This is a genomic window from Luteitalea sp., assembly GCF_022842525.1.
GTDB lineage: Bacteria > Acidobacteriota > Vicinamibacteria > Vicinamibacterales > Vicinamibacteraceae > Luteitalea.
In genome coordinates this window covers 47,123-70,678 of sequence record NZ_JALHPM010000003.1, presented here as the reverse complement: position 1 = coordinate 70,678, position 23,556 = coordinate 47,123, and the positions used below count along the sequence as shown (strand labels likewise).

Annotated in this window: 18 protein-coding genes; 11 read left to right on the top strand and 7 right to left on the bottom strand. The window is 67.3% G+C overall.

Features of this window, described 5'->3' with window-relative positions:
* Positions 1-28 precede the first annotated feature (28 nt).
* The 3 genes from Q0C41_RS01330 to Q0C41_RS01320 all read right to left on the bottom strand — a co-directional run bounded on the left by Q0C41_RS01330 (position 29) and on the right by Q0C41_RS01320 (position 3,015).
* Positions 29-1,279 carry a serpin family protein gene (locus tag Q0C41_RS01330; RefSeq protein ID WP_291980637.1) on the bottom strand — a complete coding sequence of 417 codons (1,251 nt, stop codon included), beginning with the start codon at positions 1,277-1,279 and terminating at the stop codon, positions 29-31.
* Entirely contained in the window at positions 1,280-2,599 is a 1,320-nt protein-coding gene (locus Q0C41_RS01325; protein WP_291980636.1) for a hypothetical protein, read from the bottom strand. It lies immediately after the preceding gene.
* Positions 2,600-2,730: 131 nt separating this feature from the next.
* Positions 2,731-3,015: a hypothetical protein gene (locus Q0C41_RS01320; RefSeq protein WP_291980635.1), complete on the bottom strand. Its 285-nt coding sequence runs from the start codon at positions 3,013-3,015 to the stop codon at positions 2,731-2,733.
* Between the two features lie 302 nt (positions 3,016-3,317).
* Here Q0C41_RS01320 and Q0C41_RS01315 point away from each other — a divergent pair, with 302 nt between their 5' ends.
* Positions 3,318-4,883, top strand: coding sequence for a Fic family protein (locus Q0C41_RS01315; RefSeq protein WP_367079076.1), 1,566 nt, complete (start codon positions 3,318-3,320; stop codon positions 4,881-4,883).
* Positions 4,884-4,942: 59 nt separating this feature from the next.
* Here the strand turns inward: Q0C41_RS01315 and Q0C41_RS01310 are convergent, their stop codons facing one another.
* From Q0C41_RS01310 to Q0C41_RS01300, 3 genes are all read right to left on the bottom strand, one after another.
* Positions 4,943-5,521: a class I SAM-dependent methyltransferase gene (locus Q0C41_RS01310; RefSeq protein ID WP_291980633.1), complete on the bottom strand. Its 579-nt coding sequence runs from the start codon at positions 5,519-5,521 to the stop codon at positions 4,943-4,945.
* A 30-nt stretch (positions 5,522-5,551) separates the two neighbouring features.
* Positions 5,552-6,265 carry a peptidase inhibitor family I36 protein gene (locus Q0C41_RS01305; RefSeq protein ID WP_291980632.1) on the bottom strand — a complete coding sequence of 238 codons (714 nt, stop codon included), beginning with the start codon at positions 6,263-6,265 and terminating at the stop codon, positions 5,552-5,554.
* A gap of 136 nt (positions 6,266-6,401) precedes the next feature.
* On the bottom strand, positions 6,402-7,691 hold the full coding sequence (locus tag Q0C41_RS01300; protein WP_291980631.1) for a VCBS repeat-containing protein: 1,290 nt from the start codon (positions 7,689-7,691) through the stop codon (positions 6,402-6,404).
* A 385-nt stretch (positions 7,692-8,076) separates the two neighbouring features.
* Between Q0C41_RS01300 and Q0C41_RS01295 the strand changes: the two genes are divergently transcribed.
* The 3 genes from Q0C41_RS01295 (at position 8,077) to Q0C41_RS01285 (ending at position 9,330) form a co-directional block, all read left to right on the top strand.
* Positions 8,077-8,529, top strand: a complete 453-nt coding sequence (locus tag Q0C41_RS01295; RefSeq protein WP_291980630.1) for a hypothetical protein — start codon at positions 8,077-8,079, stop codon at positions 8,527-8,529.
* 8 nt (positions 8,530-8,537) lie between these two features.
* Entirely contained in the window at positions 8,538-9,026 is a 489-nt protein-coding gene (locus Q0C41_RS01290) for a hypothetical protein (RefSeq protein WP_291980629.1), read from the top strand.
* A gap of 91 nt (positions 9,027-9,117) precedes the next feature.
* Positions 9,118-9,330 (top strand): DUF433 domain-containing protein, encoded by a 213-nt coding sequence (locus Q0C41_RS01285; protein ID WP_291980628.1) that lies wholly within the window; start codon positions 9,118-9,120, stop codon positions 9,328-9,330.
* 135 nt (positions 9,331-9,465) lie between these two features.
* Here Q0C41_RS01285 and Q0C41_RS01280 read toward each other — a convergent pair whose 3' ends face one another.
* Entirely contained in the window at positions 9,466-9,945 is a 480-nt protein-coding gene (locus tag Q0C41_RS01280) for a hypothetical protein (protein WP_291980627.1), read from the bottom strand.
* Positions 9,946-10,090: 145 nt separating this feature from the next.
* Between Q0C41_RS01280 and Q0C41_RS01275 the strand changes: the two genes are divergently transcribed.
* The 7 genes from Q0C41_RS01275 (at position 10,091) to Q0C41_RS01245 (ending at position 23,551) form a co-directional block, all read left to right on the top strand.
* Positions 10,091-10,693 (top strand): hypothetical protein, encoded by a 603-nt coding sequence (locus tag Q0C41_RS01275; RefSeq protein ID WP_291980626.1) that lies wholly within the window; start codon positions 10,091-10,093, stop codon positions 10,691-10,693.
* Between the two features lie 139 nt (positions 10,694-10,832).
* The gene (locus Q0C41_RS01270; RefSeq protein ID WP_291980625.1) at positions 10,833-12,368 is read left to right on the top strand and encodes an SIR2 family protein; all 1,536 of its coding nucleotides are present in this window, start codon (positions 10,833-10,835) and stop codon (positions 12,366-12,368) included.
* 189 nt (positions 12,369-12,557) lie between these two features.
* Entirely contained in the window at positions 12,558-16,160 is a 3,603-nt protein-coding gene (locus Q0C41_RS01265; protein WP_291980624.1) for a TM0106 family RecB-like putative nuclease, read from the top strand.
* Positions 16,157-17,092 (top strand): restriction endonuclease, encoded by a 936-nt coding sequence (locus tag Q0C41_RS01260; RefSeq protein WP_291980623.1) that lies wholly within the window; start codon positions 16,157-16,159, stop codon positions 17,090-17,092. Before Q0C41_RS01265 ends, Q0C41_RS01260 begins: the two co-directional genes overlap by 4 nt.
* A gap of 3 nt (positions 17,093-17,095) precedes the next feature.
* A complete protein-coding gene (locus Q0C41_RS01255; protein ID WP_291980622.1) occupies positions 17,096-18,322 on the top strand; it encodes a DUF6361 family protein in 1,227 nt (408 codons plus the stop codon).
* Positions 18,309-20,126: a phospholipase D family protein gene (locus tag Q0C41_RS01250; RefSeq protein WP_291980621.1), complete on the top strand. Its 1,818-nt coding sequence runs from the start codon at positions 18,309-18,311 to the stop codon at positions 20,124-20,126. The genes Q0C41_RS01255 and Q0C41_RS01250 overlap by 14 nt, the downstream gene beginning before the upstream one ends.
* Positions 20,075-23,551, top strand: coding sequence for a helicase-related protein (locus Q0C41_RS01245; protein WP_291980620.1), 3,477 nt, complete (start codon positions 20,075-20,077; stop codon positions 23,549-23,551). The genes Q0C41_RS01250 and Q0C41_RS01245 overlap by 52 nt, the downstream gene beginning before the upstream one ends.
* Positions 23,552-23,556 lie beyond the last annotated feature (5 nt).

Below are 23,556 nucleotides of genomic sequence, written 5' to 3'. Positions count from 1 at the left end.
TCTCGCGCTGCATGCGGGGACTTCGGCGCTACGGACTCCAGCCCTCTGTCGGATCCACCATGCGCCCCAGGAAGAGGAGCATGCCGCTGCGCCGATCGCGGATGGCGTACAGGAAGGGACGATCGGCACGGAAGACGGGAATGGGAGGCGGCTCGAGGGCATCACCGTCCATCATCGCCGCCGTCGCGGCTGCTGCCTCCGTCCCGCGCTCGTTCACCTCGATGAAGGTCTTGTGGACGACAGCCGAGAGGTACAGCGCGTCCACGTCAGGAGGCCGGCGTCCGTCCATCCCGGAGAAGTCCGCGCCGGTCGAGTCGAACGCCAGCCGCATGCCGAGTGCGGCCAGGTCGCCGCGCAGGTCCACGGCTCCCCACGTGCTCGTGAACCGCGGCAGGAACACGTCCACCTCCTGCTCGCGCATACGCGCCACCACATCGTCGAGCAGCGCCGCGGAGAGCGTCTCTTCAAATGCGTGGAGGCCGACCGAGCGTTCGGGCAGCAGGACGAGCAGCGAGAGGTCATCGCCTCGGTAGGGAAGGTCCAGCGCCTCGAACCCGCTGGCGTGCAGGTAGCCAGCCCACGTCTGCTGGCACATCAACGGCACCCGCACCCGTCCGCCGCTCTCGAGGTGAAACGGCTGCTCGCTTGTCGCCGACTCACTGAACTCCGACGCCCAGCGAGCCTTCAGGTAGACGGCATTCACCAGGAGCAAGCGAGTGAGCTCGTTCGTGGCGCCAGGAGGCATGAGCCCGCTGATCCGTCCGTGCGTCTCGTGCGTTACCCACCGGTCGATCACGGCGCCGGCGGCGTCGGGTGCACCCTTGAAGTCGACGAGTTTGCAGGGCGTCGCGGTAGTGCCGCTCGACGTGTCGAGGAACGCGGGGAGGAGCGGTGTGCCTTGCTGGGCCCAGAGCGAGTTCGCGACCGAGAGGGTGTACTGCCTGCTGCCGCCGTGCAGCCTGCGGACGAGCGCGGCGACGGCGGCCGGCAACGTGTCTTCGCCACGCGGCGCGCACAGCGCGCCCGCCATCTGCTCCGCCGTGTCACCCCTGGCGCCAAGCAGGGCCATGCCCAGGGCGGCACGGATGCTGTACGGAGAGAAGCACAGATTGCCGGGCCGCTGCCGCAGGTGTTCGTACAGCGCGAGGGCGAATCGAATGCTGCCGTCGTCGAACGACGTCGGCATGGCCACAGGATCCGGACGCGCGACGACTCGCAGCGGCTCGTCGACCGCCTCACTCCTGCCGAACAACCCGCGGAGCCACTCGCCGAACCCCATTCACCTCACCCTGACGTCGTCGAGCACCAGCGCGAAGTTCTGCATCCCCATGTAGTTGGTGCTGCGTACGTCGGCGGTCAGCGTGACGCGGCGGCCTCGATGCGGCCGCAGGTCGACACGCGCCACTCGCGCGGGGATGCGGTGCCGGTACTCGGTGCCGAAGGTGCCGCGCTCGCCGCGGGCGCGCTCGAGGACGCCGTCGACGATCACCGTGCGCGTGCCGTCCTCCGCGACGAGCGCGATGACCACCGAGTGGTTCCCGTCGAACTCACCTATCTGGCTCAGGATCGCGAACGATACCGTCAACTCCGTGGCGCGTGCCGGCACCTCGACGTAGCCGGCGAGGCTCGAGCCCGCCGTGAGAATGGCCTGCGCCGCGCCGGCCACCGGCGCGATGCCTTCGAAGGCGCCCATCACCGACACGTCCCCGGTGGTCTGCCAGCCTCGCAGGCCGTCCTCGAAGCTGGCGTTCGCGGTGAGCGGTCCCGGGTCCGGCCCCGTGGTCACCGTCACTCCGTCCCAGGAGACCGGATGTCCTGCCGTGTCGGTGAGTCCCGTGGGGGCGACGGTGAGCGTGGCCGCCGCGGGCAGGAAGGCCCCCGGCACGAACACGGCGCGGGTGGTGAGCCCGCTGATCGGCGTGGTTGGCCGGAGCGCACCGGGGAGCGGCTTCCCACCAGCCATCACCGTGACCGCCGCGAGCGTCCCGACCGGGACCGGCTCGCTGATGGCGACCTCGATCGGGTCGGAGGACAGGAGTTGGCCGCCTGTCCGCTCCCGCGGCACATCAAAGGACACCACGCCTGCGTCGTCGTCGGCCGCGGCCGTGACGATGGCCGTGAACGGCGCGCTCTCACCGACGTCGCCGCCGATGACAGACAGCCGGCCCGAGGCCTTCCCGCTCCCGGTCGCGCCGGACAGCTCCATGCTGCTCAACGACAGGTGTTCCCCCGGACCCGTCTGCACCCGATCCGCGGAGAGTTGCAGTTGCCCCCGGACCACAGCGCCCATCACCGCGACGAGCGGGAGGCCGGGGCCCGCCCGCGATGAGAGCACGCCGCGGACGCGCCCCTCGGTGTTGTCGATGATGACGAACTGCAGCTCGAAGGGATCCGGCGAGAGCATCCGCAGCCGCTGGTCGAACGTGGGCGTGAAGGTGAGCCGCATCGCTACGTACTGACGCGGGGCGGGCGCGAACGACACCGGCGCACCGGCCGGTCGATCTGTCGTCGGCAGGGTGCGTCCCGGCTGGGGAGCCGATTCCGCGTGGCAGGCGATGGTGGCGCCGAGCGCCAGGGCGAGCAACCAGTCCTGCATCATCGCGACGCCCTCCGGGGTCTACTGCCATACAACGTTTGGCATCGACCGCGCGCACATCAGCGATCGCCTACCCGGGCACCGCTTGCCCCGCTGGTATTGGCTCAGCCGAGGTCAAAGACAACACCCTGGCGCTACGCCACGCGGCGCCGTTTGGGGCGCTCGGCTGGCGCCAGGACCAGCCGGAGCTTGAAGGGGTCGAGAAGCCTGTTCAGCGTCTCGAGGGTCGGGTTGTGGCGCGGATTGATGGCACGCTGCACATTCGGCGCGGCCATGTCGACCTTGGCCGCGAACTCCTTCACGCCCATCGCTCGGATCATCTTGCCGAGCGCGACCTGGATGGCCACACCCTCGTCCATCGCGGCAAGCAGGAACTCGCGGGCGAACTCGGCATCTCGCAGATTCTCGGCGAGCCCCACGTTCCAATCCTGACTGCGTCGTGCCATCTCATCTCCCTCCCGGGTACTCGCGCCAGAACGCCTGCGCCACCGTGCAAGCCGAAGAGTCCAAAGCGAGAGCCGGACTCTTGCGCGTGGACGAGAAATCTTGCGCCAAGGCCGCAATCCCTGCGCGTAGAGTTGAATTCTTGCGCGTAGACGAACTGCGATGTATCGCCCGGCTCGTTGCGGCACCCCTCTGGGCCGACAACAAAACCTAGGAATGGTCCGGCATTAAAACCTAAGAATGGTGAGACACTAAAACCTAAGAAACGTCTCCATCCATGACGCCACAAGAAAAACTCGCCGACGCTCTTCAGGCGCTACACGAGCTCCAACGCCAAGGCGTGGTCGCGATCAGGGCGCCCAGGCACCTGAGCCGTACCCACCGAGAGCGGCTGGTCAAGAGCGGCTTCCTGCACGAGGTCATCAGGGGCTGGTACGTCGCCGCACGGCCAGACGAGCCTGCTGGTGACAGCACGTCCTGGTATGCCTCCTTCTGGGACTTCTGCGCGGCGTACCTGTCGGTTCGGTTCGGCGCCGGATGGTGCCTGTCCCCCGAGCAGTCGCTCCTGCTCCACGGCGGGAACCGCTCGGTGCCCGCGCAGCTCATCGTCCGCGCGCGCAAGGGCGGCAACAAGCCGACGGCGCTGCCCCATGGCACGTCACTCTTCGACGTCCGGAGCGCGCTGCCCGCCGCCGGTGAGATCGTCGAGCGGGAGGGACTCCGCCTGTATTCAGTCCCCGCCGCCCTGGTGGCCGTGTCCGCTGACTTCTTCCGTCGGCACCCCACGGACGCGCGTGCCGCCATGATGACGGTGACCGACGCATCGGACGTGCTCTCACTGCTCCTCGAAGGCGGCCACAGCATCGTCGCGGGACGCCTGGCGGGCGCCTTCCGCCATGCCGGTGTGCCCCGCATCGCCGAAGAGGTGATCAAGACCATGCGGGCGGCTGGCTACACGGTCCGCGAGAACGATCCCTTCGACGCCGGACCTGGCCCCCTGCTCGTCACGAGACCAGCCTCCCCGTACGTCAACCGCATCCGCCTGATGTGGGAAGTGATGCGGGAGACGGTTCTGGAGGCGTGTCCGCCGCCGCCGGGAATACCAGCCACACCAGAGAGCTACCTCAAGGCGGTCGAGGATGTGTATGTCACCGACGCCTATCACTCGCTGTCGATCGAAGGCTACCGTGTGAACCCGGCCCTCATCGAGAGAGTGCGCACTGGCGACTGGAATCCCGACGGCAATGCGGAGGACCGTGAGAACCGCAACGCGCTCGCGGCGCGCGGCTACCACGATGCCTTCCAGAGCGTGAAGACCAGCGTCGAGCACATTCTGCGCGGCGGCAATGCCGGCGAGGTCGTGAACGACGACCATTCCGACTGGTATCGGCGGCTCTTCGGACCCAGCGTGACGGCGGGCATCGTTGCGGCCCCCGATCTCGCCGGCTACAGGAGCGGACCGGTCTACATTCGACGCTCGATGCACGTGCCGCCGCCCAGAGAGGCTGTGCGGGATTGCATGCCCGCCCTGTTCGAGTTGCTGAAGACGGAAGCCGAGCCAGCCGTGCGCGTCGTGCTCGGGCACTTCGTGTTCGTCTACATCCATCCCTACGTGGACGGCAACGGTCGCATCGGCCGCTTCCTGATGAACGCGATGCTCGCATCCGGCGGCTACCCGTGGACGGTCATTCCGGCCGATCGACGCGACGAGTACATGGCGGCCCTCGAAGCCGCCAGTGTCAGGCAGGACATCGGGCCATTCGCAGCGCTCGTCAGCGCGCTGGTGCAGGACGCGCTCGCAGGAAAGCCGACCGCGCCGATTCCTGGGACTTCACAGCGCTGACGCGGCGTCGTGCTCAGCGGACTGCTTCAGTGGGCTGGCACGCGTACGCGCACGCCAGCTCAGCGTGGACGATGCGCGAGGTAGTAGAAGTTCCCACCCGCGTCTTCACGGTGCTCGTCGACGACCAGCGCCCGATCCGCGAGCAGCGCCTCGTACGCCTCCAGCCCCAGCGACCACGACGGGCGATCCGTCAGTGCGTCGTTCCAGGAAAGGACCTCACGCGGCGCGGTGAAGAGCAGGTGCCCGCCCGGTTCGACGGCGGCAGCGAGCCGGGTGAGCACGTGCGCCTGCATCGTCGGCGGGAGCAGGAAGATCAGTCCCCACGCCACGATGCCGTGATACGCGTCCTCGAGCATGCGGCAGTCGGCCGCATCGGCGCACTCCACGGGGACCTCGGGAAAGCGCTGCGCGAAGGCGCGCACCATCGAAGGCGATGCGTCCACAGCGTGCACGCGAAACCCCTCGTGCACGAGGACCTGGGTGATTGGCAGACCGGAGCCACACCCGACGTCGAGGACGCGCGCGCCTCGCGCGAGGCGCGCCGACCAGGCGCGGACGACGTCAGCACCGATGGTCCTGTCGCGAGCCGACATGAACAGCTCGGCGATGTCCTCGTAGCCGCTCGAGGAGTCCGTCACGGTTGGCGAGTATGTCACCGTGACCGCAGCTCAGCGACCGCGACCCTCCGGCGTGTTGCGCAGCGCCTGCTCGAGCTGTCGCTGGCTCCAGCCGTTCTTCAGGACTTCTTCGACCCACGGCTGCGCGGCACGATCCGGCTCGCGGCCGAACACCCGACGGTAGGCCTGCTGCACCATGCGCGACGCCTGCTGGTACGACGCACGGTTGCCACCGCCCTGGTACCGACCGTCATCGCGTCCATACCGGTCGTCGTAGCGCCCATTGCCGACACGGCCATCGTCGTACCGGCCGTTGCCGCCGCGCGGGTCGTAGTACCCACCGTTGCCGTAGCCGCCGTTGCCGTACCGGCCGTCGTCATAGCCGCCACCGTACCCACCGCTTGCATAGCCACGGGGCTGGACGACGAACGAGGTCAGCCGGTCGTTGAAGCCAGCCCGTCGCAGGTCGCTGACGCTGTTGGTGAAGCGTCGCGCATCGCCGCGCATCGAACCGTCCTTGAAGACGAGGACTTCCGCGTTGCCGAACACGCGCACCGACGAGATCTCGTCATTGAGCCGGGAGGGCACGCGTTCGGCGGCTTCGCCGGCGCGCGTGCAGAAGTAGCGGCCGTTGAAGTTGATGTCCTCGTAGAAGCAGGCGCCGGCATTGGGCTGCGCGCCCCGGCCCCACTGCTGCGCGGACGCCGTCTGGGCGGTGGCAGCAAACGTGAGTGCGGCGACAACAGACATCGAGAGCAATCGCATGGTCCTCTCCTTCTCCGAGTGGTGAGTGCGCACCCGACGCTGTACGCGTCGGCGCTACCCGCCACTCCTCGAAACTGCGAACACCATGCCAACCTCGCTGTCACCTGTCTGTGACAGAGAGGCTGAGCTTCCCTGCTCAGCGCGCGGCCGTGCGGTTCCAGTAGATGACCACGTTGGACGTCCTGCGTCCCGACGCGATGATCTCGGGACGCCCGTCGCCATCGAGGTCGTGCACGGCGATGTCTTCGGTCGCCATGCCCTGCAGGTCGACAGGCGTGCGCGTACGGAGCTCGCCCGCCGGCCCCATCCCATAGACCACCACGCCGCCAGTGCCGTCACGCCATCCGGCGACGAGGTCATCGTCGCGATCGCCGTCCATGTCGCCCCACGCGAGGGCGTGCCCGCCCTGCAGTGAGCCATCGAGTGGCACCCGCGGCCACAGCTGCGAGGCCGCCGCGCCGCCGGCCGGTTCGCGGTAGACGACGACGGAGGTGCCGTGCCAGGGCTCCACGGTGGCGAGCAGCCAGCGGCCGGCGACCTTACCTACCTTGATCTCTCCGGGGGCACCCTCGCCCAGCTTCCGTTTCGTCCACGCCCCGTCGTCGCCGCGGGTGAAGAGGTGCAGACCCTCACGGCTGGCGGTCAGCAGTTCATCCCGGTCCGTGCGCGTGAGGCGCACGGGCGTGACGTTGTGCAGGATGTGCAGCGTGTCGTCGACCACCTGGAGGGGCCAGGGCTCGGCGGCTGGCCGCGACGGGATCGTGAATGCCATCAGACGTGCGCCCTGTCCGTTCCACTCCGGCGGGCTCGTGCCACGCCCATGCAACGGCGCGACGATGAGTTCGGGACGGCCTCGCCCATCCACGTCGGCCCAGCGGATGCGGTGCAGCGTGGGCTCACTCGAGATGTCGTGCAGCGACCCCGCATCGCCGGTCGTGGGCTGCCGCACCCAGTGCAAGGTGCCGCCGCCCGTCGTGTCGCGCGGGTTCCACGCGGCGCCGACCGCCACATCCGTGCGGCCGTCGCCGTCGATGTCGAGCGGGGCGAGCGCCACGTTGTCCTTCGGGGTCTGTCCCTCGAGCAGCACATGTTCGCGCCACGTCGGGTTCTCGTACCAGACGAGCTGCGTGCCGCTGATGGCGACCACGTCGGGCCGGCCATCGCCATTCATGTCGGCGGTGGTGACCGCATAGCCGACGCAGAACTTGCTGCGGATCTCCTGACGCTCGAACCGCAGTGCGGCGTTCTCGGGCACCGCGGGTGCCGAGGTCTGCGGTGCAGGGCCGCTCTGTGTCGGAGCCGCGACCTGCCCCGGCTGCACCGCGCGCGCGAACGTCGTGGGTAGGGCCGGCTCTCCAAGCCGGCCGCCGGCGCCGAGTAGCACACAGACACCAACGGCGAACAGGCAGAGGCGAAGGCGTGACATGCCCGCACTGTACATCGCCCGGGCCATCCTGCCGCGTCCTTCGCTTGCCTCGGCGTCGCTGGCGAACGCCCCTCGAGACGGCGACGGCAGGGCTGCGCGAATGCGTCCTTAATTGCGCGAATCACGAATAATTGCGCGCAAGCACCGTTCGCGCATTTATCGAGCACCCGATGGCCAAACCCATACCCACAGCGCAGCTCAAAGCGATCGAGCGTGTCGTCCGTGCTCACCCGGACGGGGTCAGTGCTGCCGAGATTGCTGCTGCGCTCCCGGAGAAGTCAGCGAGTCGCACCCTGCAGAGCCAGCTGAGCCGCCTGGTGCGAGAAGGCCGACTGGTGATGGATGGCGCGGGCAAGAGGACCCGATACCCAACCAGCATTTCTACTTGAGTGCCGAGGAGCGCTCGCGTCTGGCGGCCGTGGCCCGGCGCCCGGCCGATGCGGTGCAGCCCGCGGGCACCTACGCGCGCACCATCCTGAACCGGCTGCTGATCGATCTGTCCTGGAACTCCAGCCGCCTCGAAGGCAACACCTACTCCCTGCTCGACACGAAGCGCCTGATCGCGTTCGGCCAGCAGGCGGAGGGGGGTGACCAGGCCGAGGCGCAGATGATCCTCAATCACAAGGACGCCATCGAGTTCCTCGCCGAGAATGCCGACGAGATCGGCTTCAACCGGTACACGGTGCTCAACCTGCATGGCATCCTGGCGAACAACCTGCTCGCCGACCCGACTGCGGCGGGACGGCTGCGCTACATCGGCGTGGGCATCGGCGGCTCGGTGTACCACCCGCCAGAGCGATGGTGCACCTGCCCTACCTTCAGCCCTTCGACGACGTGAACAAGCGCGTGTCGAGGCTTGCAGCCAACATCCCGTTTATCAAGGGCAACCTCGCGCCCCTGTCGTTCACCGACGTGCCGCGCGAGCTGTACACGCTGGCGATGCTCGGCGTGTACGAACTCAATCGCACCGAGCTTTTGCGCGACGTCTTCCTTTGGGCCTACGAGCGCTCCGCCGCACGCTACACAGCCATCCAGCAGTCGCTCGGCGAACCCGACCCGTTCCGCCTGCGCTACCGCGATGCGCTCCGCAGCGTGATCGGCGACATCGTGCGCGCCGGGCTGGGCCGCGCATCAGCCGCCGATCGCATCGTCACGTGGACAGACGAGCACATCGACGAGGTCGACCGCGGCACCTTCCGCGCAGCGGCCGAGGACGAACTGCTTGCCTTGCACGAAGGGAACTTCGCGCGCTACGGACTCCGGCCAGCGGAGTTCAACGCATGGCGAGCGGCGTGGGACACCCGCGGCCAGACGCCCGTACGCGACATGAACTGATCGGCCGGCAGGTGCAGCGTGGGGCGAGGTAAGCCAAGGCGTGCCCGGCGCCGGTCTTGCCGTGGTTTCGCCCAGCGTCTATCCTGACCGCATGCGCTGGGAAGATCTGATCACCGTCACCCCAGGTGTGCGTAGCGGAAAGCCGTGCCTCGCCGGCACGCGGATCACGGTGCAGGATGTGCTCGAGTACCTTGCCTCAGGCATGACCGAAGCCCAGATCCTTGCCGATTTCCCAAGCCTCACGCCCGACAGCATCCGGGCCGTGCTGTCGTTCGCCGCGACACGCGAACGGCGCCTCGCGTAAGGAACGGGGTCGCCTGATTGCGCCCCACGAGGAAGACGCGCGCCGAAGACGGGTCCTTGGTCCGTGATGTCCAGGGACGCGGGTCTTGGCCGTTCACCGGCTTCGTCCACTCGACCACCCTCTGCTCGAACTCGCTCACGAGCACGCTCCGCCCGCGTCCGTGCCGAACTGCGCGAGGCCGAACTGGAAGTTCTTGCAGCGAGTGTGCGTTGCGGGCAGCCCGCGCCAGCCGTCCTCGACCGGAGGAATCGGAAGCTGCACCCCATTCGTCACGTCGATGCGGTAGCCGTTGTACGTCGTCACGGACGCCGACGCCCCGGCCTCGAATCGGACGGGCAGGTGGAGGTTGCGATAGCGTCGCTCCGCGTCCGGCCCCTTCGCGACGCCGCAGATGTAGACGACCTGGGACACGTCGAGGCGATCGAGAACGATGTCGACGCCGCTGGCGGCGTTGCGCGAGTGAAAGTTCGGCGCGCGCAGGCCGCGGAAGCAGAACTGACAGTGCTTCTCGGGGTTGAAGCCCGTGACGTAGAACGCCCAGATCAGGGCGAACCCTTGCACGCGACCGGGCTCGAGCGTGGGATGGTCCAGCCGAAGGGTGATGGTCTCGCTCATGGTGTGCGTGCTCGCCCGCGTCAGGCGTCTGCGGGAAGTGTTATAGCTCATCGTTGACGTGCAGGCAGCCGACGCGGCGGCCTTGTCGACCGTCTCCCTCGCTCGACAGTGTCAGAGACAATGCCGTTCGAGCGTCCTTTCTGCAATGGCCAACTGGTGCAACCTCCGACTCATTGCGACTGGCCATGCCACGGATGTCGCGCGCTTCCGGCGGGCGGCGGGGGCGCTCACAGGCCGCATCGACACGACGCACAGCCAGGTGTTCACCGAGGACATGGAGTACGGCGAGGGCGGTGACCTCGAGGCCCTTGGGCTGTCGCACGTCGACGGCGACCTGCGCGCCGCCTCGTACATCTTCCAGGGGCGCAACACCGACCATGTCGACCACTTCGTCGAGTTGTCGAAGTCCTGGCCGCGGCTCGCCTTCGTGCTGGTGGTCAGCGATCCGAATCACCCGGACAATGGCAGCTTCCTGATCAGGAAAGGCCGGAAGCGCTGGTGGGCCTTGCCCTGGCAGTCGCACCTGCGCATCTTCGCGCGTCTCCTTCGCGAGCGGGACGCCGTGCCGCCCGGCCCCATCGACTTCGACACCCTCGATCACGACGATGAGACTGTCGAGATGGCGTATTGGGACGCGGCGTTCGAGGGCATGGACGTCGCGCAGGCGAAGTGGAACGCTGACGTGATTGCCTGGGTCCGCACGCTTCCCCTGCCGCAACCGCCGCGTCGCACGGGTCGACGCGGGTGAGAGGCGCTCGGGCGGCGTGTGGCGGGCCCGTGCCCACCGGGCTTGCGCCGATGACGGCCCAGGCGGTAGAACTGCGCAGTCCCAGATCGGCCGCACCCCACAGGCACCCCGCCAGCCCTTGTCCGTGATCGCTGTCCGAATGTCGAAGGTACCAGCACACGTATTCGTCACGGCAGGAGACCTGGCGCACCTGGCCTGCGACGCGGTCGTCATCTCGACCGACGCCGCCCTCAGGGTGGAGCCGAGCTGGGGTGCGCTGGCGCAGCACCTGCCGGATCGGGCGGAGGCGTTTGCCGGCGGCGCGCGTGCCGTCGTGGCTGACCCGGCTCCCGGCGATGGTCGCCTGCGCGTATTCGCCAACGTCGGCGCCTCCCCAGCGGCGACGCTCGACTGGTTCATCGAGGGCGGGGTGGCCGCCGTTCACTGCGCGGCGGACGCGCTCGTCGGGCGCGCCGGCACTGGCAGACCTCTGGTGGCTGTCCCCCTGTTCGGATCCCGGATGGGCGGTGGCGAGTCGCGCACGGGGGAACTGGTGGCCACACTGCTTCCTGCGCTCGAGCGGGCCGCCACGGAGAGGGACGTGGATGTGGCCCTCGTGCTTCGGACGCGGGCGATGTACGCGGCCGTCCAGTCGCATCGCAGGAGCCGGTGTCCGGCGACCTTCGACAGGTACCTGTCGCACGCTCTGCGCGACGTCGGCGATGTCCTCGCCCAACGCGCGTCAAGCGGCGATCTCGTGCTCTTTCTCGGTGCCGGCGCCAGCATCGGGGGCGGACTGCCGTCCTGGACCGGGCTGTTGCGCGAACTGGCGACGGATGCCGGCCTCGACGATGACGAGATGGGCGAATTCGCGAGTCTCGACGCGCTCGATCAGGGCCGGATGGTGCAACTCCGTCTCGAGGAGCGGCGCCAGCCGCTCGGGCAGCGGATTGCCGAGCGCTTCGCGCGGCACCCGTTGGTCCCGCTCACGCAGGCGATGCTGGCCTCGCTGCCGGTCGACCAGGTGGCCACCACCAACTACGACCAACTGTTCGAGCAGGCGTCGCGCGACGCCGGTCGCCCCTGCGGTGTCTTGCCCTACCGGCCGGACCCTGCGTCGCCCCGATGGCTGCTCAAGCTGCACGGATGTACCAGCGAACCCGAGCAGATCGTGCTCACGCGCGACGACTACCTCCGGTTCGCCACCTCACGCGCCGCCCTCGCGGGTATCGTGCAGGCGCTGATGCTCACCCGACACATGCTCTTCGTCGGGTTCTCGCTGGACGATGACAACTTCCATCGGATCGTGCACGACGTCCGCAGCACGCTGGCGGCCTCCAGGGCGAAGACGCAACGCTTCGGCACCGCCCTGGCTCTCGATGGGAAGAGTCTCAAGCGCCAGCTCTGGAGCCGCGACCTGGACATCGTGTCGATGGGGGGCGATGACGGCTGCGACGCGCCGAGGCGACTCCGGATCTTGCTGGACTACGTCGGGATGAAGGCGGCCGACGGCACGGCGCACCTGCTGGACGAGCGTTACGACGGCGTCCTGTCGGAAGACGAGAAGGAACTCCGGTCGGTTCTGCATGACCTGATGGCGCGGCTGCCCTCAGACAGGACGGCAGGTGCGTGGTCCACGCCCGCGGGGCGGCACCTGGCGAGATTGTTGTTGGCCATGGGCGCGGCTCGCCTGTGATGGTCTCAGGCCGACCAACCTGACTGCTTCGGACGTGGCTTACTCGGCGGCCACCAGGAGATTGGATCTGACGACAGCGCGCCAGCGAGCGTGGCAGCGTCCGCTGTCAGACCTCGCCCTGTCGGCCCGTCTCCTGGGCACGCAACCGCGGCCGACATATTTTGCGGTCGAGCTGGTGCGATCAGGCTATTGCGCCGATGGCTTCCTGACGGTACAACTGCGCAGCTCGTTCGAATGCACCTGAAGGGTACCCCGCCAGCGCTCGTTCTCTCCGCCTCCGACCTCTCGTCGTTCGTTGGCTGCCGCCATCGCACCGCGCTGGACCTCGGCGTCGCGCTCGGCGAGCTCGCCAAGCCGTCCGTCTTCTCGCTCCACGCACAGGATCTACGCGACCGGGGAGCCGAGCACGAACGGCAGTACGTCGCCTCGCTCGAGGCGCGTGGTTTGTCGGTCGTCGACCTCCAGAACGAAGGCAACCGGATGGGCGCGACCGTTGAGGCCCTGCGACAGGGTGTCGATGTCGTGGTCCAGGGCGAGCTCCTCGCCGACGGCTGGTTCGGGCGACCCGACATCCTCCGACGCGTGGAGAGCCCCAGCGACCTCGGCGCGTGGTCGTACGAGGTGTACGACACGAAGCTCGCGCGCGAGACCCGCGGCAGCACCATCCTGCAGCTCACCGTGTACTCCGAGCTGCTCGGGCGCGTGCAGGGCCGGGTGCCGACGGCCTTCCATGTCGTGACGCCCGACCCGGACAAGGGCGTTCACGCCTACAGGGTCGACGACTACTCGGCGTACTACCGTCTGGCGAAGCACCTGCTCGGTCAGTGTCTCCCCGACTTCGGGACCGCCGGCGCGCCGAACCGCCCGACCCCGGTCCATCAATCGCTCGCGGACGCGCACTACCCGGAACCGACCGACCAGTGCGACTACTGTCGCTGGTCCGAGCGCTGCGAGGCGCGTCGACGAGGGGACGATCACCTGGCCTACATCGCGGGCGCGAGCCGCCTGCAGCGGGCCGAACTCGTCGCACGCGAGGTGACCACGCTGGCCCAGGCCGCGGGCATGCCGCTGCCCATCGCGTTCAAGCCGACGCGCGGGTCGAAGGGCACGTACGCCCGCCTCCGCGAGCAGGCCCGCGTCCAGCTGGCGCAGCGCGAAAGCCGCCGTCCTGTGTGGGAGTTGCTCGACCCACCGAGCCCTCCAGCCGACAGCGCAGTCCTTCCGCAGCCGCGGCAGGGACTCGATCGCCTGCCCACGCCATCCCCGCGCGACATCTTCCTGGACCTCGAGGCCGCTCGCTTCGCACGCGAGGGTGGACGCGAGTACCTGTTCGGTGTGTGGACGCAGGGTGGGTATCGCTGCTGGTGGGCGACGACGGATGCCCAGGAACGCGCCGCATTCGAGGCCGTCGTCGACATGGTGATGGCCGCGTGGGAGGCAGATCCCGCCGTGCACGTCTACCACTTCGGCCACTACGAGGCATCCGCATTCCGCCGCCTGGCCGGACGTCACGCCACCCGCGCTGACGCGCTCGACCGCCTCCTGCGTGCCGGACGCTTCATCGACCTGCACGCGGTGGTGCGCCAGAGCCTCCGTGCCGGCGTCGAGAGCTACTCGATCAAGCAGCTGGAGCAGTACTACGGCTATCGACGCGAGGCCGACCTGCGCGGGGTTGCGAGGTCGCTGTACCTGGTGGAACTCGCGCTGGAGTCCGAGGACGCGGCTGCCATCACGCCGGGGTTGCGTCTGGCCGTCGAGACGTACAACGCAGACGACTGCCGTTCGACCGAGGCCCTCCGCGACTGGCTCGAAGGCCCTGTGCGTGCGAAGGCGCTGGCTCGAGGTGACACCCTGACGCGCCCCGAGCCGTCTGACGGCGCTCCGAACGACGACACGCGTGAGGTCGATGCGGCGGTCGAGGCGTTGCGTGCGCGCCTACTCTCGGGCATCGACGGTGATCCCAGCGCCCCCACCCATCCCCAGCACACGAGGTGGATGCTCGCCTACCTCATCGACTGGCATCGTCGGGAGCAGAAGGCGGCGTGGTGGGACTACTTCCGCGTGCGGGAGCTGGTGGGGGAGGACGCGCTCGACGAGCCCTGCGTCGTGACCGGGCTCGCGCATGTTCGTCGCGTAGGGAGCTTCATCAGCGCGAAGACGGGCAAGCCCACATCGTCCGTGATCGAGCAGTACACCTACCCGACGCAGGACATCGAGATCGGTGTGGGGGACACGCTCACCGTGCTGGAGGGGCGCGCGTACGGAGAGGTGCTCGAACACGATCGCATCCGTCGGACGCTTGACCTCAAGGTGGGGAAGACGGCCGCGGAGCTGCCGCGCCCGGACACGTTGTACGCCACCGAAATCGTTCGCACCGACGTACTGCAGACCGCCGTCATGAAGCTCGCGGAGAATCCGGACGCGTCGACGTGCGGGCTGGAGCTCCTGCACCGCCGCGTACCGAGAGTGACGGCCGCCAAGCACACTGTAGGCGCCGGACTTGTCCGGCGCGAGCGCGACGACATCCACGCCGTGACCTCGGACGGCGATGCCTCGGGCCTTGCAAGGGCTGGTGAGTCCGCGGTCGACTGCGCGGTACGCCTCGTCGCGAAGCTCGATCGCTCGTACCTCGCCATCCAGGGGCCGCCCGGCTCTGGCAAGACGTACGCCGGCGCCAGGAAGATCCTTGCGCTCGTCAAGGCTGGCAAGAAGGTCGGGGTCACCGCGGGCAGCCACAAGGTCATCGTCAACCTCCTGGACGCCGTGCGTGCGCAGGCCGCTCAAGCCGGCGTGCACGTCACGCTCGGACGCAAGTGCAAAGAGGATGACGAGCCTGGCGAGGGCATTGCGGGGTACGGGTCGAACAGCAAGGCGATCGAGGCGTTGCAGTCGCGCGACATCGATGTGCTCGGCGGCACCGCGTGGCTCTGGGCGTCCGACGAGGCCGCTGCGAGTGTCGACGTGCTGTTCGTCGACGAAGCGGGGCAGATGTCGCTGGCGAACGTCCTCGCCGTCTCGCAGGCCACCGACAGCCTTGTCCTGCTGGGCGATCCGCAGCAACTCGAGCAGCCGCAGAAGGGCAGTCATCCGGACGGCGTGGACGTCTCGGCGTTGCAGCACGTCATCGGCGGTGCGCAGACGATGCCGCCTGATCGTGGCATCTTCCTGCCGGAGACGTGGCGGCTCGCGCCGGCGGTGTGCCGGTTCACGTCCGAGGTGTTCTACGAAGGCAAGCTGAGCGAACGGCCGGACCTGTCGCACCAGCGCCTCTCGGGTGCCGCACCCTTCGAAGGCGCAGGTCTGTGGTTCGTACCGGTCGAGCACGCGGGCAACCAGAATGCGTCGCTCGAGGAAGTCGAGGTCGTCGCTAGGATCGTGGCGCGCCTGCTGGCTGCGGGATCGCAGTGGGTCGACAAGCAGGGCGCCGTGCGTGCGCTGAGCCCCGCGGACCTGCGCATCGTCTCGCCCTACAACGCGCAGGTGAGCCGCCTTGCCGAGCGCCTGGCCGATCGGGGTGTGCCCGTCGGCACGGTGGACAAGTTCCAGGGGCAGGAGGCGCCTGTCGTCATCTACTCGATGGCGACGTCGCGTCCCGAGGACGCCCCGCGCGGCATGGAGTTCCTCTACAGCCTGAACCGCCTGAACGTCGCCACCTCGCGCGCCCGGTGCGCCGCCATCATCGTCGCCTCGCCGGCCCTGTTCGAGCCGGAGTGCCGCACGCCGAGGCAGATGCAGCTGGCGAACGCGCTGTGCAGGTTCAGGGAGTTGGCAGTCACTTTCCTCAGCGCGTGACCCGCGACCAGTCAGATACCCACATGCCCATACCGACTTTCGACCAAATGCTTCGGCCACTTCTCGCACTTGCTGCCGAGCGGCAAATCACGCGGCGCGACGCCGAGGTGTCCATGGCCAAGCACTTCGGCCTCAGCGCCGAGGAGGCCCTGCAACGCATCCCGAGCGGCGCGTCGACCTACGTCGGTAACCGTTCTGGCTGGGCGATGTCGCATCTCACGAAGGGGAGTCTGATCTCACGGGTCGCCCCCAAGACCTATCGAGCCACTGACCAGGGCCGGGCGTTCCTGTCGAAGTGCCCCGAGCGAATCACGGTGAAGGACCTGGAGACCATCGAAGGCTACCGTGCCGCGTGGGAACCAGACAAGAACGTCAAAGTCGTCGTGGAGCGCGACAAGACGAGGTCACCTGCCGAATCCATTGATACGGCGCTCGAGGAACTCAATGCCGACCTACGATCCAAGCTGCTGACTGCGATCCTCGAGCAGACTCCGGACTTCTTCGAGCAGTTGGTGCTCGACCTGCTGCTCAAGATGGGCTACGGAGGTTCGCGTGAGGACGCGGCCGAGCGCCTGGGCAAGAGCGGTGATGAGGGGATCGACGGACGCATCAATCAGGACGTGCTGGGGCTGGATCAGATCATGGTGCAGGCCAAGCGCTATGCGCTCGACAGGCCGATTGACCGGACGACCATCCAGGCGTTCATCGGGTCCTTGGCCGGTCAAGGTGTGACGAAGGGCATCTTCATCACGACCAGCCGATTTGCCGAGACCTCGCAGGAGTTCGTGCTCAGAGGCTCTTCGACACGGATCCAGTTGATCGACGGCCAGAAGTTGGTGGATCTCATGATGCGCCACCACGTCGGCGTCCGAGTTCAGCGGACGGTCGAAGTGTTGGATCTGGACCACAACTACTTTGAGGACGAGGAGTAGAACGTGCCGTCGGCATTCACCTGGCTCGATCACTCCGAGAAGCAGCGACGCACAGTCATGGAAGTGCTGACGCTGTTCAAGGACAAGAGCACCGTCGACGAACTCGGCATCGGCACCATCCGTGATGCCATCGCGGACATCCTGTTTCCAGGGACGGGCGCGCCTCAGACGAGAGCGCGCTACCTGCTCTTCGTTCCCTGGATGTACCAGCAGCTTGAAGCCGCGCGAGTGCGTTCGGGAGAAGTCGCTCGCAGCGCCCGTCTCGAGGAAGCGCGGCTGATCGAGATCTTGCTGCAGCAGGACATCAAGGAAGGGGTGATTGGCCGACTTGCGCGAGGCGGACTCCAGCGCATGCCCGGCTCCATCTACTGGGGAGCGCTCAGGACCTACGGGATCTACCGTGGCGACCAGTCCCGGGACGGCTACCACGCTGGCCTGGACGGTGACTACAAGCGCTGGACGACGCGAGCACGGACCGATGACGGCGAGACTCTGGGCGGGGGCGGAGGTCCGAACTGGGACCGCGGGCTTCCGCCTGCGCCGACCGGCTTCCCCAACGGGGTGGACCTCGTGCTGAGTTCCGCTGAGGCCGAGTACCTCCGTGATCGCATCGTGACCTCGGCACCTCGGACGGTCTTCGCACACATCGTCAGCGCGACTGATGTCGACGAATCGGTGGAGTTCCCCTGGATGCATCCGCGGCATGCGGACTTTCCAGTGGACCTCCAGAGCCAACTCGCACATTCACAGAACCTGTCGGAGGTGATGCACGGTGCCGCGTTGCTCTACAACCTGGTGCTCGCAGAGCAAAAGAGCTCAGACGAGCAGGTGGACGACTACCGTGCGCGCCTGACTGAGTGGTCCCACGGTACGGCGCAGCGAGCGGCGCACCTGAAGGGGTGGTCGCGGTCTGCGTTCTGGGGCTTCGTCGAGTCGAGAGGCGTTCGGATAGCCTCGCCGACAAGACAGTTCGTCGATACCTGGCTACACATGGCAATAGATGAGGGCCCCGCGGAGCGCCTCGCGGACAGCGTGCCTGCGCGGGAGTTGATCGCCAATCGGGAGCGTCGAGTCAAAGGGGCGCTGGCGCGGGTCGACAACAAGGCGGCGCTGGACCGCTACGCCGGAGAAGCGGGCACTGGTCGACTTGTCTACCGTTGGCCCAACGCTCAGCGCATCGCCCAGGACATCCTGGAAGCCCTGTCGGGGAACACTCATGCTCAATCCTGAGGCCCGCACGCTCCTGTTCGATATTCTGCGTCCACCCGAGGGGTACATACTCGACGCGGCGGTGGCGACGACGTACACCTTGGACCTCCTCGCGCTGCTCACGGCGCCCGTGGCGTTCAGTCTGTTCGAGGCCGACGACTTCGCCACTCTCCTGAGCCGTGATTCGCTGGCGCTGCTGGACAGCCTGCGGCGCTATGCCGATCGCCTGACGGTCTTCTGCGAGGCTGGACAGATCGCCTTTCCGGCGCTCCAGTTCCCGCAACTCGCGTACCTCGAGCAGGCCGTCGTGCAATGCAGGAAGCCACGCCCGGGGGCGTCGTTTCATCCGAAGGTCTGGGTACTGCGCTACACATCGGCCGAAGGGCCCGTCCGTTACCGCTTCGCGTGCCTCTCTCGCAACCTCACATTTGATCGCTCTTGGGACACCGTTCTGACCCTGGACGGTGTGCTCGGTGATGCCACGAACGACCGGAACTCTCCACTGGTCCGTTTCCTGCGAGCACTACCCAGCCAGGCCACGGCGACTGTCGAGCCTGCGGTGGCAGACCGGCTTGATTTGCTGGCGACTGAGCTTGCACGCGTGACCTTCGACGTCCCGGAGGGGTTCGAGGACCTCAGATTTCACCCCTTGGGCATCGAAGGCATGAGGACCTTCCCTGTCCCGGCCGATTCGCAGCCGTTGCTGGTGATCTCCCCATTCGTCTCGACTAGCGGCATTCGTCGGCTCGCCCGGGGCCGTTCGCGGGTCACGCTCATCACGCGCCAGGAGACCCTGGACACGGTTGACTGCAGTGCGCCCGAGATCGCGAAGTACTACGTCCTCGCCAGCAATACCTCGCCAGTCGAGGGTGATGAGGACACGACCGCGGTGGCTCGCGGCCTCCACGCGAAGTGCTACGTGACCGAAGCGGGGGCAAAGGCGCGCGTCTACACGGGATCAGCCAACGCGACCGAAGCCGGCCTCGGTCACAACGTCGAGTTCCTCGTCGAGCTCATCGGACCCCGAGCCCGCTTCGGCATCGACGCGGTCCTGTCCTCGCAGCCAGGCAACACCAGATTCGTCGATGTTCTACAGGAGGTCACGCTGCCTCCTCTTGCGGCGTGCGACGAGGTCGAGGAGGGCCTGCGGTCCGCTCTGGAGCAAGCGCGCGACCTGGTCGCGGAGGCAAGTCTACGTGGCATGCTGACCGAGCACGAGCCCACCTACACACTCGAGGTCCTGTCGGCCGCGCCCTTGAAGTGGCCAGCGGCAGTCACGGCCAGATGCTGGCCAGTTGGTCTTGGGCGAGCATGGGCGCGAGCCTTCACCGATTCGACGTCGGTCACGTTCGAGGGGCTCGCCCTCGAGAACGTGTCCGGATTTCTGGCGTTCGAGGTTCGCGCGGCGCTCGATCAGAAAGAGTGCGTCGAGACCTTCGTCGTGAATGTGCCCATCGCAGGCTTGCCGACCGACAGGCGCGAGCGTCTCTTGAGGACCGTGTTGACCGACCGCCGGTCGGTCATGCACTACCTCCACATGCTGCTGGCGACCGACGGGCGCGAACTGGCCTCGGAACTGGCGGCGTCGGAGACGCACCGGCGTTCGGAGGCCGGCCGCATGGTACCAGTCCGCGAAACGGCACTCCTCGAGTCGCTGCTTCGCTCGCTGCGCGAGAGTCCAGCTCGCCTCGATGATGTCGAACGCCTCGTTCGCGATCTGGGCAGCAGAAGCACGACGGATGGAGACCTCTTGCCTGAGAACTTTCTGGAACTGTGGGCTCCGTTGTGGCAGGCGCGAAAGGAAATGGCGACGTGGCAGTCATAGAGCGGCCCAACGTTCGTCGCGAATTGCTCCGGTTGAAGAACTTTCAACGCGACACGGTCGAGCACGTGTACCGCGCGATGTACGAAGGCGACGCGCCCAGTCGCCGCTATCTGGTCGCAGACGAAGTCGGCTTGGGCAAGACCATGGTGGCCAGAGGTCTCGTGGCCAAGGTCGTCGACCGACTGTGGGACGAGGTCAAGCGCATCGACATCGTCTACATCTGCTCGAACGGCAGCATCGCTCGCCAGAACATTAATCGCCTCAACCTGTGCGAAGCCAGGGAAGCGGCACTCCCGTCGCGCATCACGCTGCTACCCAAGTTCACGGACGGGCTCGCGCAGCGGAAGCTCAACTTCGTCTCGCTGACGCCCCAGACCTCTTTCAGCCTTCGATCGAGCCAGGGCACCGCCGAAGAGCGCGCATTGCTTTTCTGGCTCCTTCCTGACGATTGGAAGACTCCAGAGGTGGGCGCCATGAATGCGCTGCAGGGCGGCGTGCAGCGAGAGCGCTTTCGAGATCGGCTGCGGTACTCGAAGCACGATACGGTGGACGAGGGGCTTCGCGAGCAGTTCCGCACGCACATCAATGCGAACAGTGAGCTTCGAGCGCAGTTCTCGGACCTCTGTCAGCGCTTCCACTACGGACGAGAGTCATGGCCCAAGCCCGACCGCCAACTCCAGAGCGACGTGGTCGGAGCCCTGCGCATGGCATTGGCGGAGAGTTGCCTCCGCGCCCTCGAGCCTGACCTCATCATTCTGGACGAGTTCCAGCGATTCAAGGAATTGCTGAGTGGCACAGATCCCAGCGGGGACCTTGCGCGGCGGTTGTTCACCACGGGCGATACGCGCGTGCTGTTGCTCTCGGCGACACCGTACAAGATGTTCACGGGGGCTGATGACGCGGGAGACGAAGACCATTTCAGGGACTTCCTGCAGACGATCGAGTTCCTGCAGGAGAACCAGGATCGAACGACCTCCTTCAAGGCCGCGCTCAGCAGCTATCGCTCCGAGTTGTTTCGCCTTGGTGCAGGGCGAGACGGGGAACTGCTTGCTCGCAAGAGCGTCGTGGAGCAGGAACTGCGACAGGTGATGGTGCGAACCGAGCGGCTGGCTGCCACCGCCGACCGAAATGGCATGCTCACGCACACGCCGTCTCGAGTGCGACTGGAGGCGAGTGATGTGTCCGCGTACCTTCGCCTGGCGAGCATGGCCGACACCGTACACGAGAGCGAGGTGGTCGAGTACTGGAAGTCCGCGCCCTACCTCCTCAACTTCATGGACGACGCGTACCGGTTCAAGGAGCGCGTACGGTCCGCGGCGAGTGCGAACAACCCACGACTGAGAGCTCAAGTGTCGTCTTCGGGGCACGGGCTGCTGGCTCGCGCCGACGTCGAGCAGTACAGAAAACTCGACCCGCCAAATGCTCGCGTGAGGTACATCGCCGAGGAGTACCTCGATTCTGGGGTCTGGCGACTGCTGTGGATGCCAGCGTCGTTGCCGTACTACGAAGGCAGCGAGGCCTATGCGAGCATCGATGGTCGGGCGGTGACTAAGCGGCTGATGTTCTCGTCATGGCAGGTCGTGCCGAAGGTGGTGGCCGCTCTGTTGAGCCACGATGTCGAACGGCGAGTCTTCACCGCCGGCGGTCACGAGGGTGAGGCACCTGTCGCGAGTCAGGTGCGTGAACGCTTTGCGCCTCGGCTGCAGTTCTCTCGCTCGGAGGGGCGTACGGCGGGCATGAGCGCGCTCGGTCTCCTGTACCCGTCCATCACGCTCGCTGAAGTCGGCGATCCACTCGCCCTGGCCCGGGTCGGAGGGGAGGCGACCCTGGAGGCCGACCGGGTCCTCGAACACGTGGAGCAGGAGATCCTGCGACGGCTTGCCGAATCCGGGCTGGCGCAGGCCAGCGACGGGCCCAGCGACGGGCCTCGCGATGAGGCATGGTACTGGGCCGCTTCGATCCTGCTCGACCGCCACTTCCACGCGGCGTCTTCCGAGCACTGGTTTGCCCAGGAAGGCCATCCGGGGCTGTGGCGTGGTGACGGAGAGGACGAAGACGAAGACAACAGCGAGGCCGCTGATGGCGGTGATGGGTGGGCGGCCCATGTGGAGCGAGCGCGGGCGGTCACGGCGCAGACCCTCGGAGCCCCTCCGTCGGATCTCGCGGCGGTGTTGGCGCGCCTCGCTGTCGGCGGTCCGGCCGTGACTGCTCTCCGCGCTCTCAGCCGGGTCAGCGGAGGTCCGGCGGTGCTGTCGCATCCTGCCCTTCGCAACAAAGCCGGCTGGATTGCCTGGGGCTTCAGGAGTCTGTTCAATCTTCCCGAGGTCATCGCGTTGGTCGAGGGTACCAGGGCGGCCGATCCGTACTGGCTGCGGGTTGCCACCTACGGCGTCGCGGGCAACCTGCAGGCCGTGCTCGACGAGTACGCTCACGTCCTTCTCGAACAAGAGGGACTCGCGCACCGGTCGGTCCGAGAGGGCGCACGAGGGGTCGCCAAGCGGATGCGTCAGGTGCTCCGGCTGCGAACGGCTAACGTGCGAGTCGATGACTTCACGGCAACCGACGAAAGGTTGACGCTGGACGAGTACCGGATGCGGGCACGCTTCGCCGTGCGGTTCGGTGCACGGCAGGCCGACGAGGGCGCTGGCGCCGTGCGGGACGACGATGTGCGTAGTGCCTTCAACTCGCCCTTCTGGCCCTTCGTGCTGTGCTCGACGTCAGTAGGGCAGGAGGGGTTGGATTTCCACCCCTACTGCCACGCCGTTGTTCATTGGAACCTTCCGAGCAATCCGGTCGATCTCGAACAGCGGGAAGGCCGTGTCCACCGGTACAAGAACCACGCCGTTCGGAAGAATGCAGCCGACGCGTACGGTCCGACCGCCCTTGCTGGTGATGCCGACGACCCGTGGGCGACGCTGTTCGAGGCAGCACAGCGCGACCCCGCGAGAGGCGACTCGGATCTGAGGCCCTTCTGGGTATTGCCCGGAGCGGCGGCTATTCAGCGGCATGTCCCTGCGCTGCCGCTCAGCCGCGACGAAAGCCAGGCGGAACGTGTGCGGCAGGCCGTCACCGTGTACCGGATGGCTTTCGGCCAAGCCCGACAGCAGGACTTATTGGAGTACCTGCAGCGGAGCTTCTCTCCTGAGGAGATCGAGAGCGTTGCGGCGTCGCTCCGAATCGATCTGTCGCCGCATCCGTCAGAACCGATGACGCCAACCGAAGCGGACCGAGCGTTGGTCGCACGCACGGCCCTCTCGAACGGGGAGATGCACGGGGCGTCGCCGGCTGCGCGGGCCAACGTCATGGAACTGGCTGCACTGCTCGACGCCTACGCCGCCCTGCCGGTACACGAACGGCGCGAGCCGACCGACGAATTGACTGCCCTTCTCGACGAGTTTGCCGCGCTGCGGCCCACCGCGTACTGAGGACA

Bases quoted from the DNA above. Each gene is read 5' to 3' on its own strand.
- Q0C41_RS01330 (WP_291980637.1), bottom strand. From the start codon at position 1,279: ATGGGGTTCGGCGAGTGGCTCCGCGGGTTGTTCGGCAGGAGTGAGGCG.
- Q0C41_RS01305 (WP_291980632.1), bottom strand. From the start codon at position 6,265: ATGCGATTGCTCTCGATGTCTGTTGTCGCCGCACTCACGTTTGCTGCC.
- Q0C41_RS01300 (WP_291980631.1), bottom strand. From the start codon at position 7,691: ATGTCACGCCTTCGCCTCTGCCTGTTCGCCGTTGGTGTCTGTGTGCTA.
- Q0C41_RS01280 (WP_291980627.1), bottom strand. From the start codon at position 9,945: ATGAGCGAGACCATCACCCTTCGGCTGGACCATCCCACGCTCGAGCCC.
- Q0C41_RS01315 (WP_367079076.1), top strand. From the start codon at position 3,318: ATGACGCCACAAGAAAAACTCGCCGACGCTCTTCAGGCGCTACACGAG.
- Q0C41_RS01270 (WP_291980625.1), top strand. From the start codon at position 10,833: ATGTCGAAGGTACCAGCACACGTATTCGTCACGGCAGGAGACCTGGCG.
- Q0C41_RS01285 (WP_291980628.1), top strand. From the start codon at position 9,118: ATGCGCTGGGAAGATCTGATCACCGTCACCCCAGGTGTGCGTAGCGGA.
- Q0C41_RS01325 (WP_291980636.1), bottom strand. From the start codon at position 2,599: ATGATGCAGGACTGGTTGCTCGCCCTGGCGCTCGGCGCCACCATCGCC.
- Q0C41_RS01275 (WP_291980626.1), top strand. From the start codon at position 10,091: ATGGCCAACTGGTGCAACCTCCGACTCATTGCGACTGGCCATGCCACG.
- Q0C41_RS01250 (WP_291980621.1), top strand. From the start codon at position 18,309: ATGCTCAATCCTGAGGCCCGCACGCTCCTGTTCGATATTCTGCGTCCA.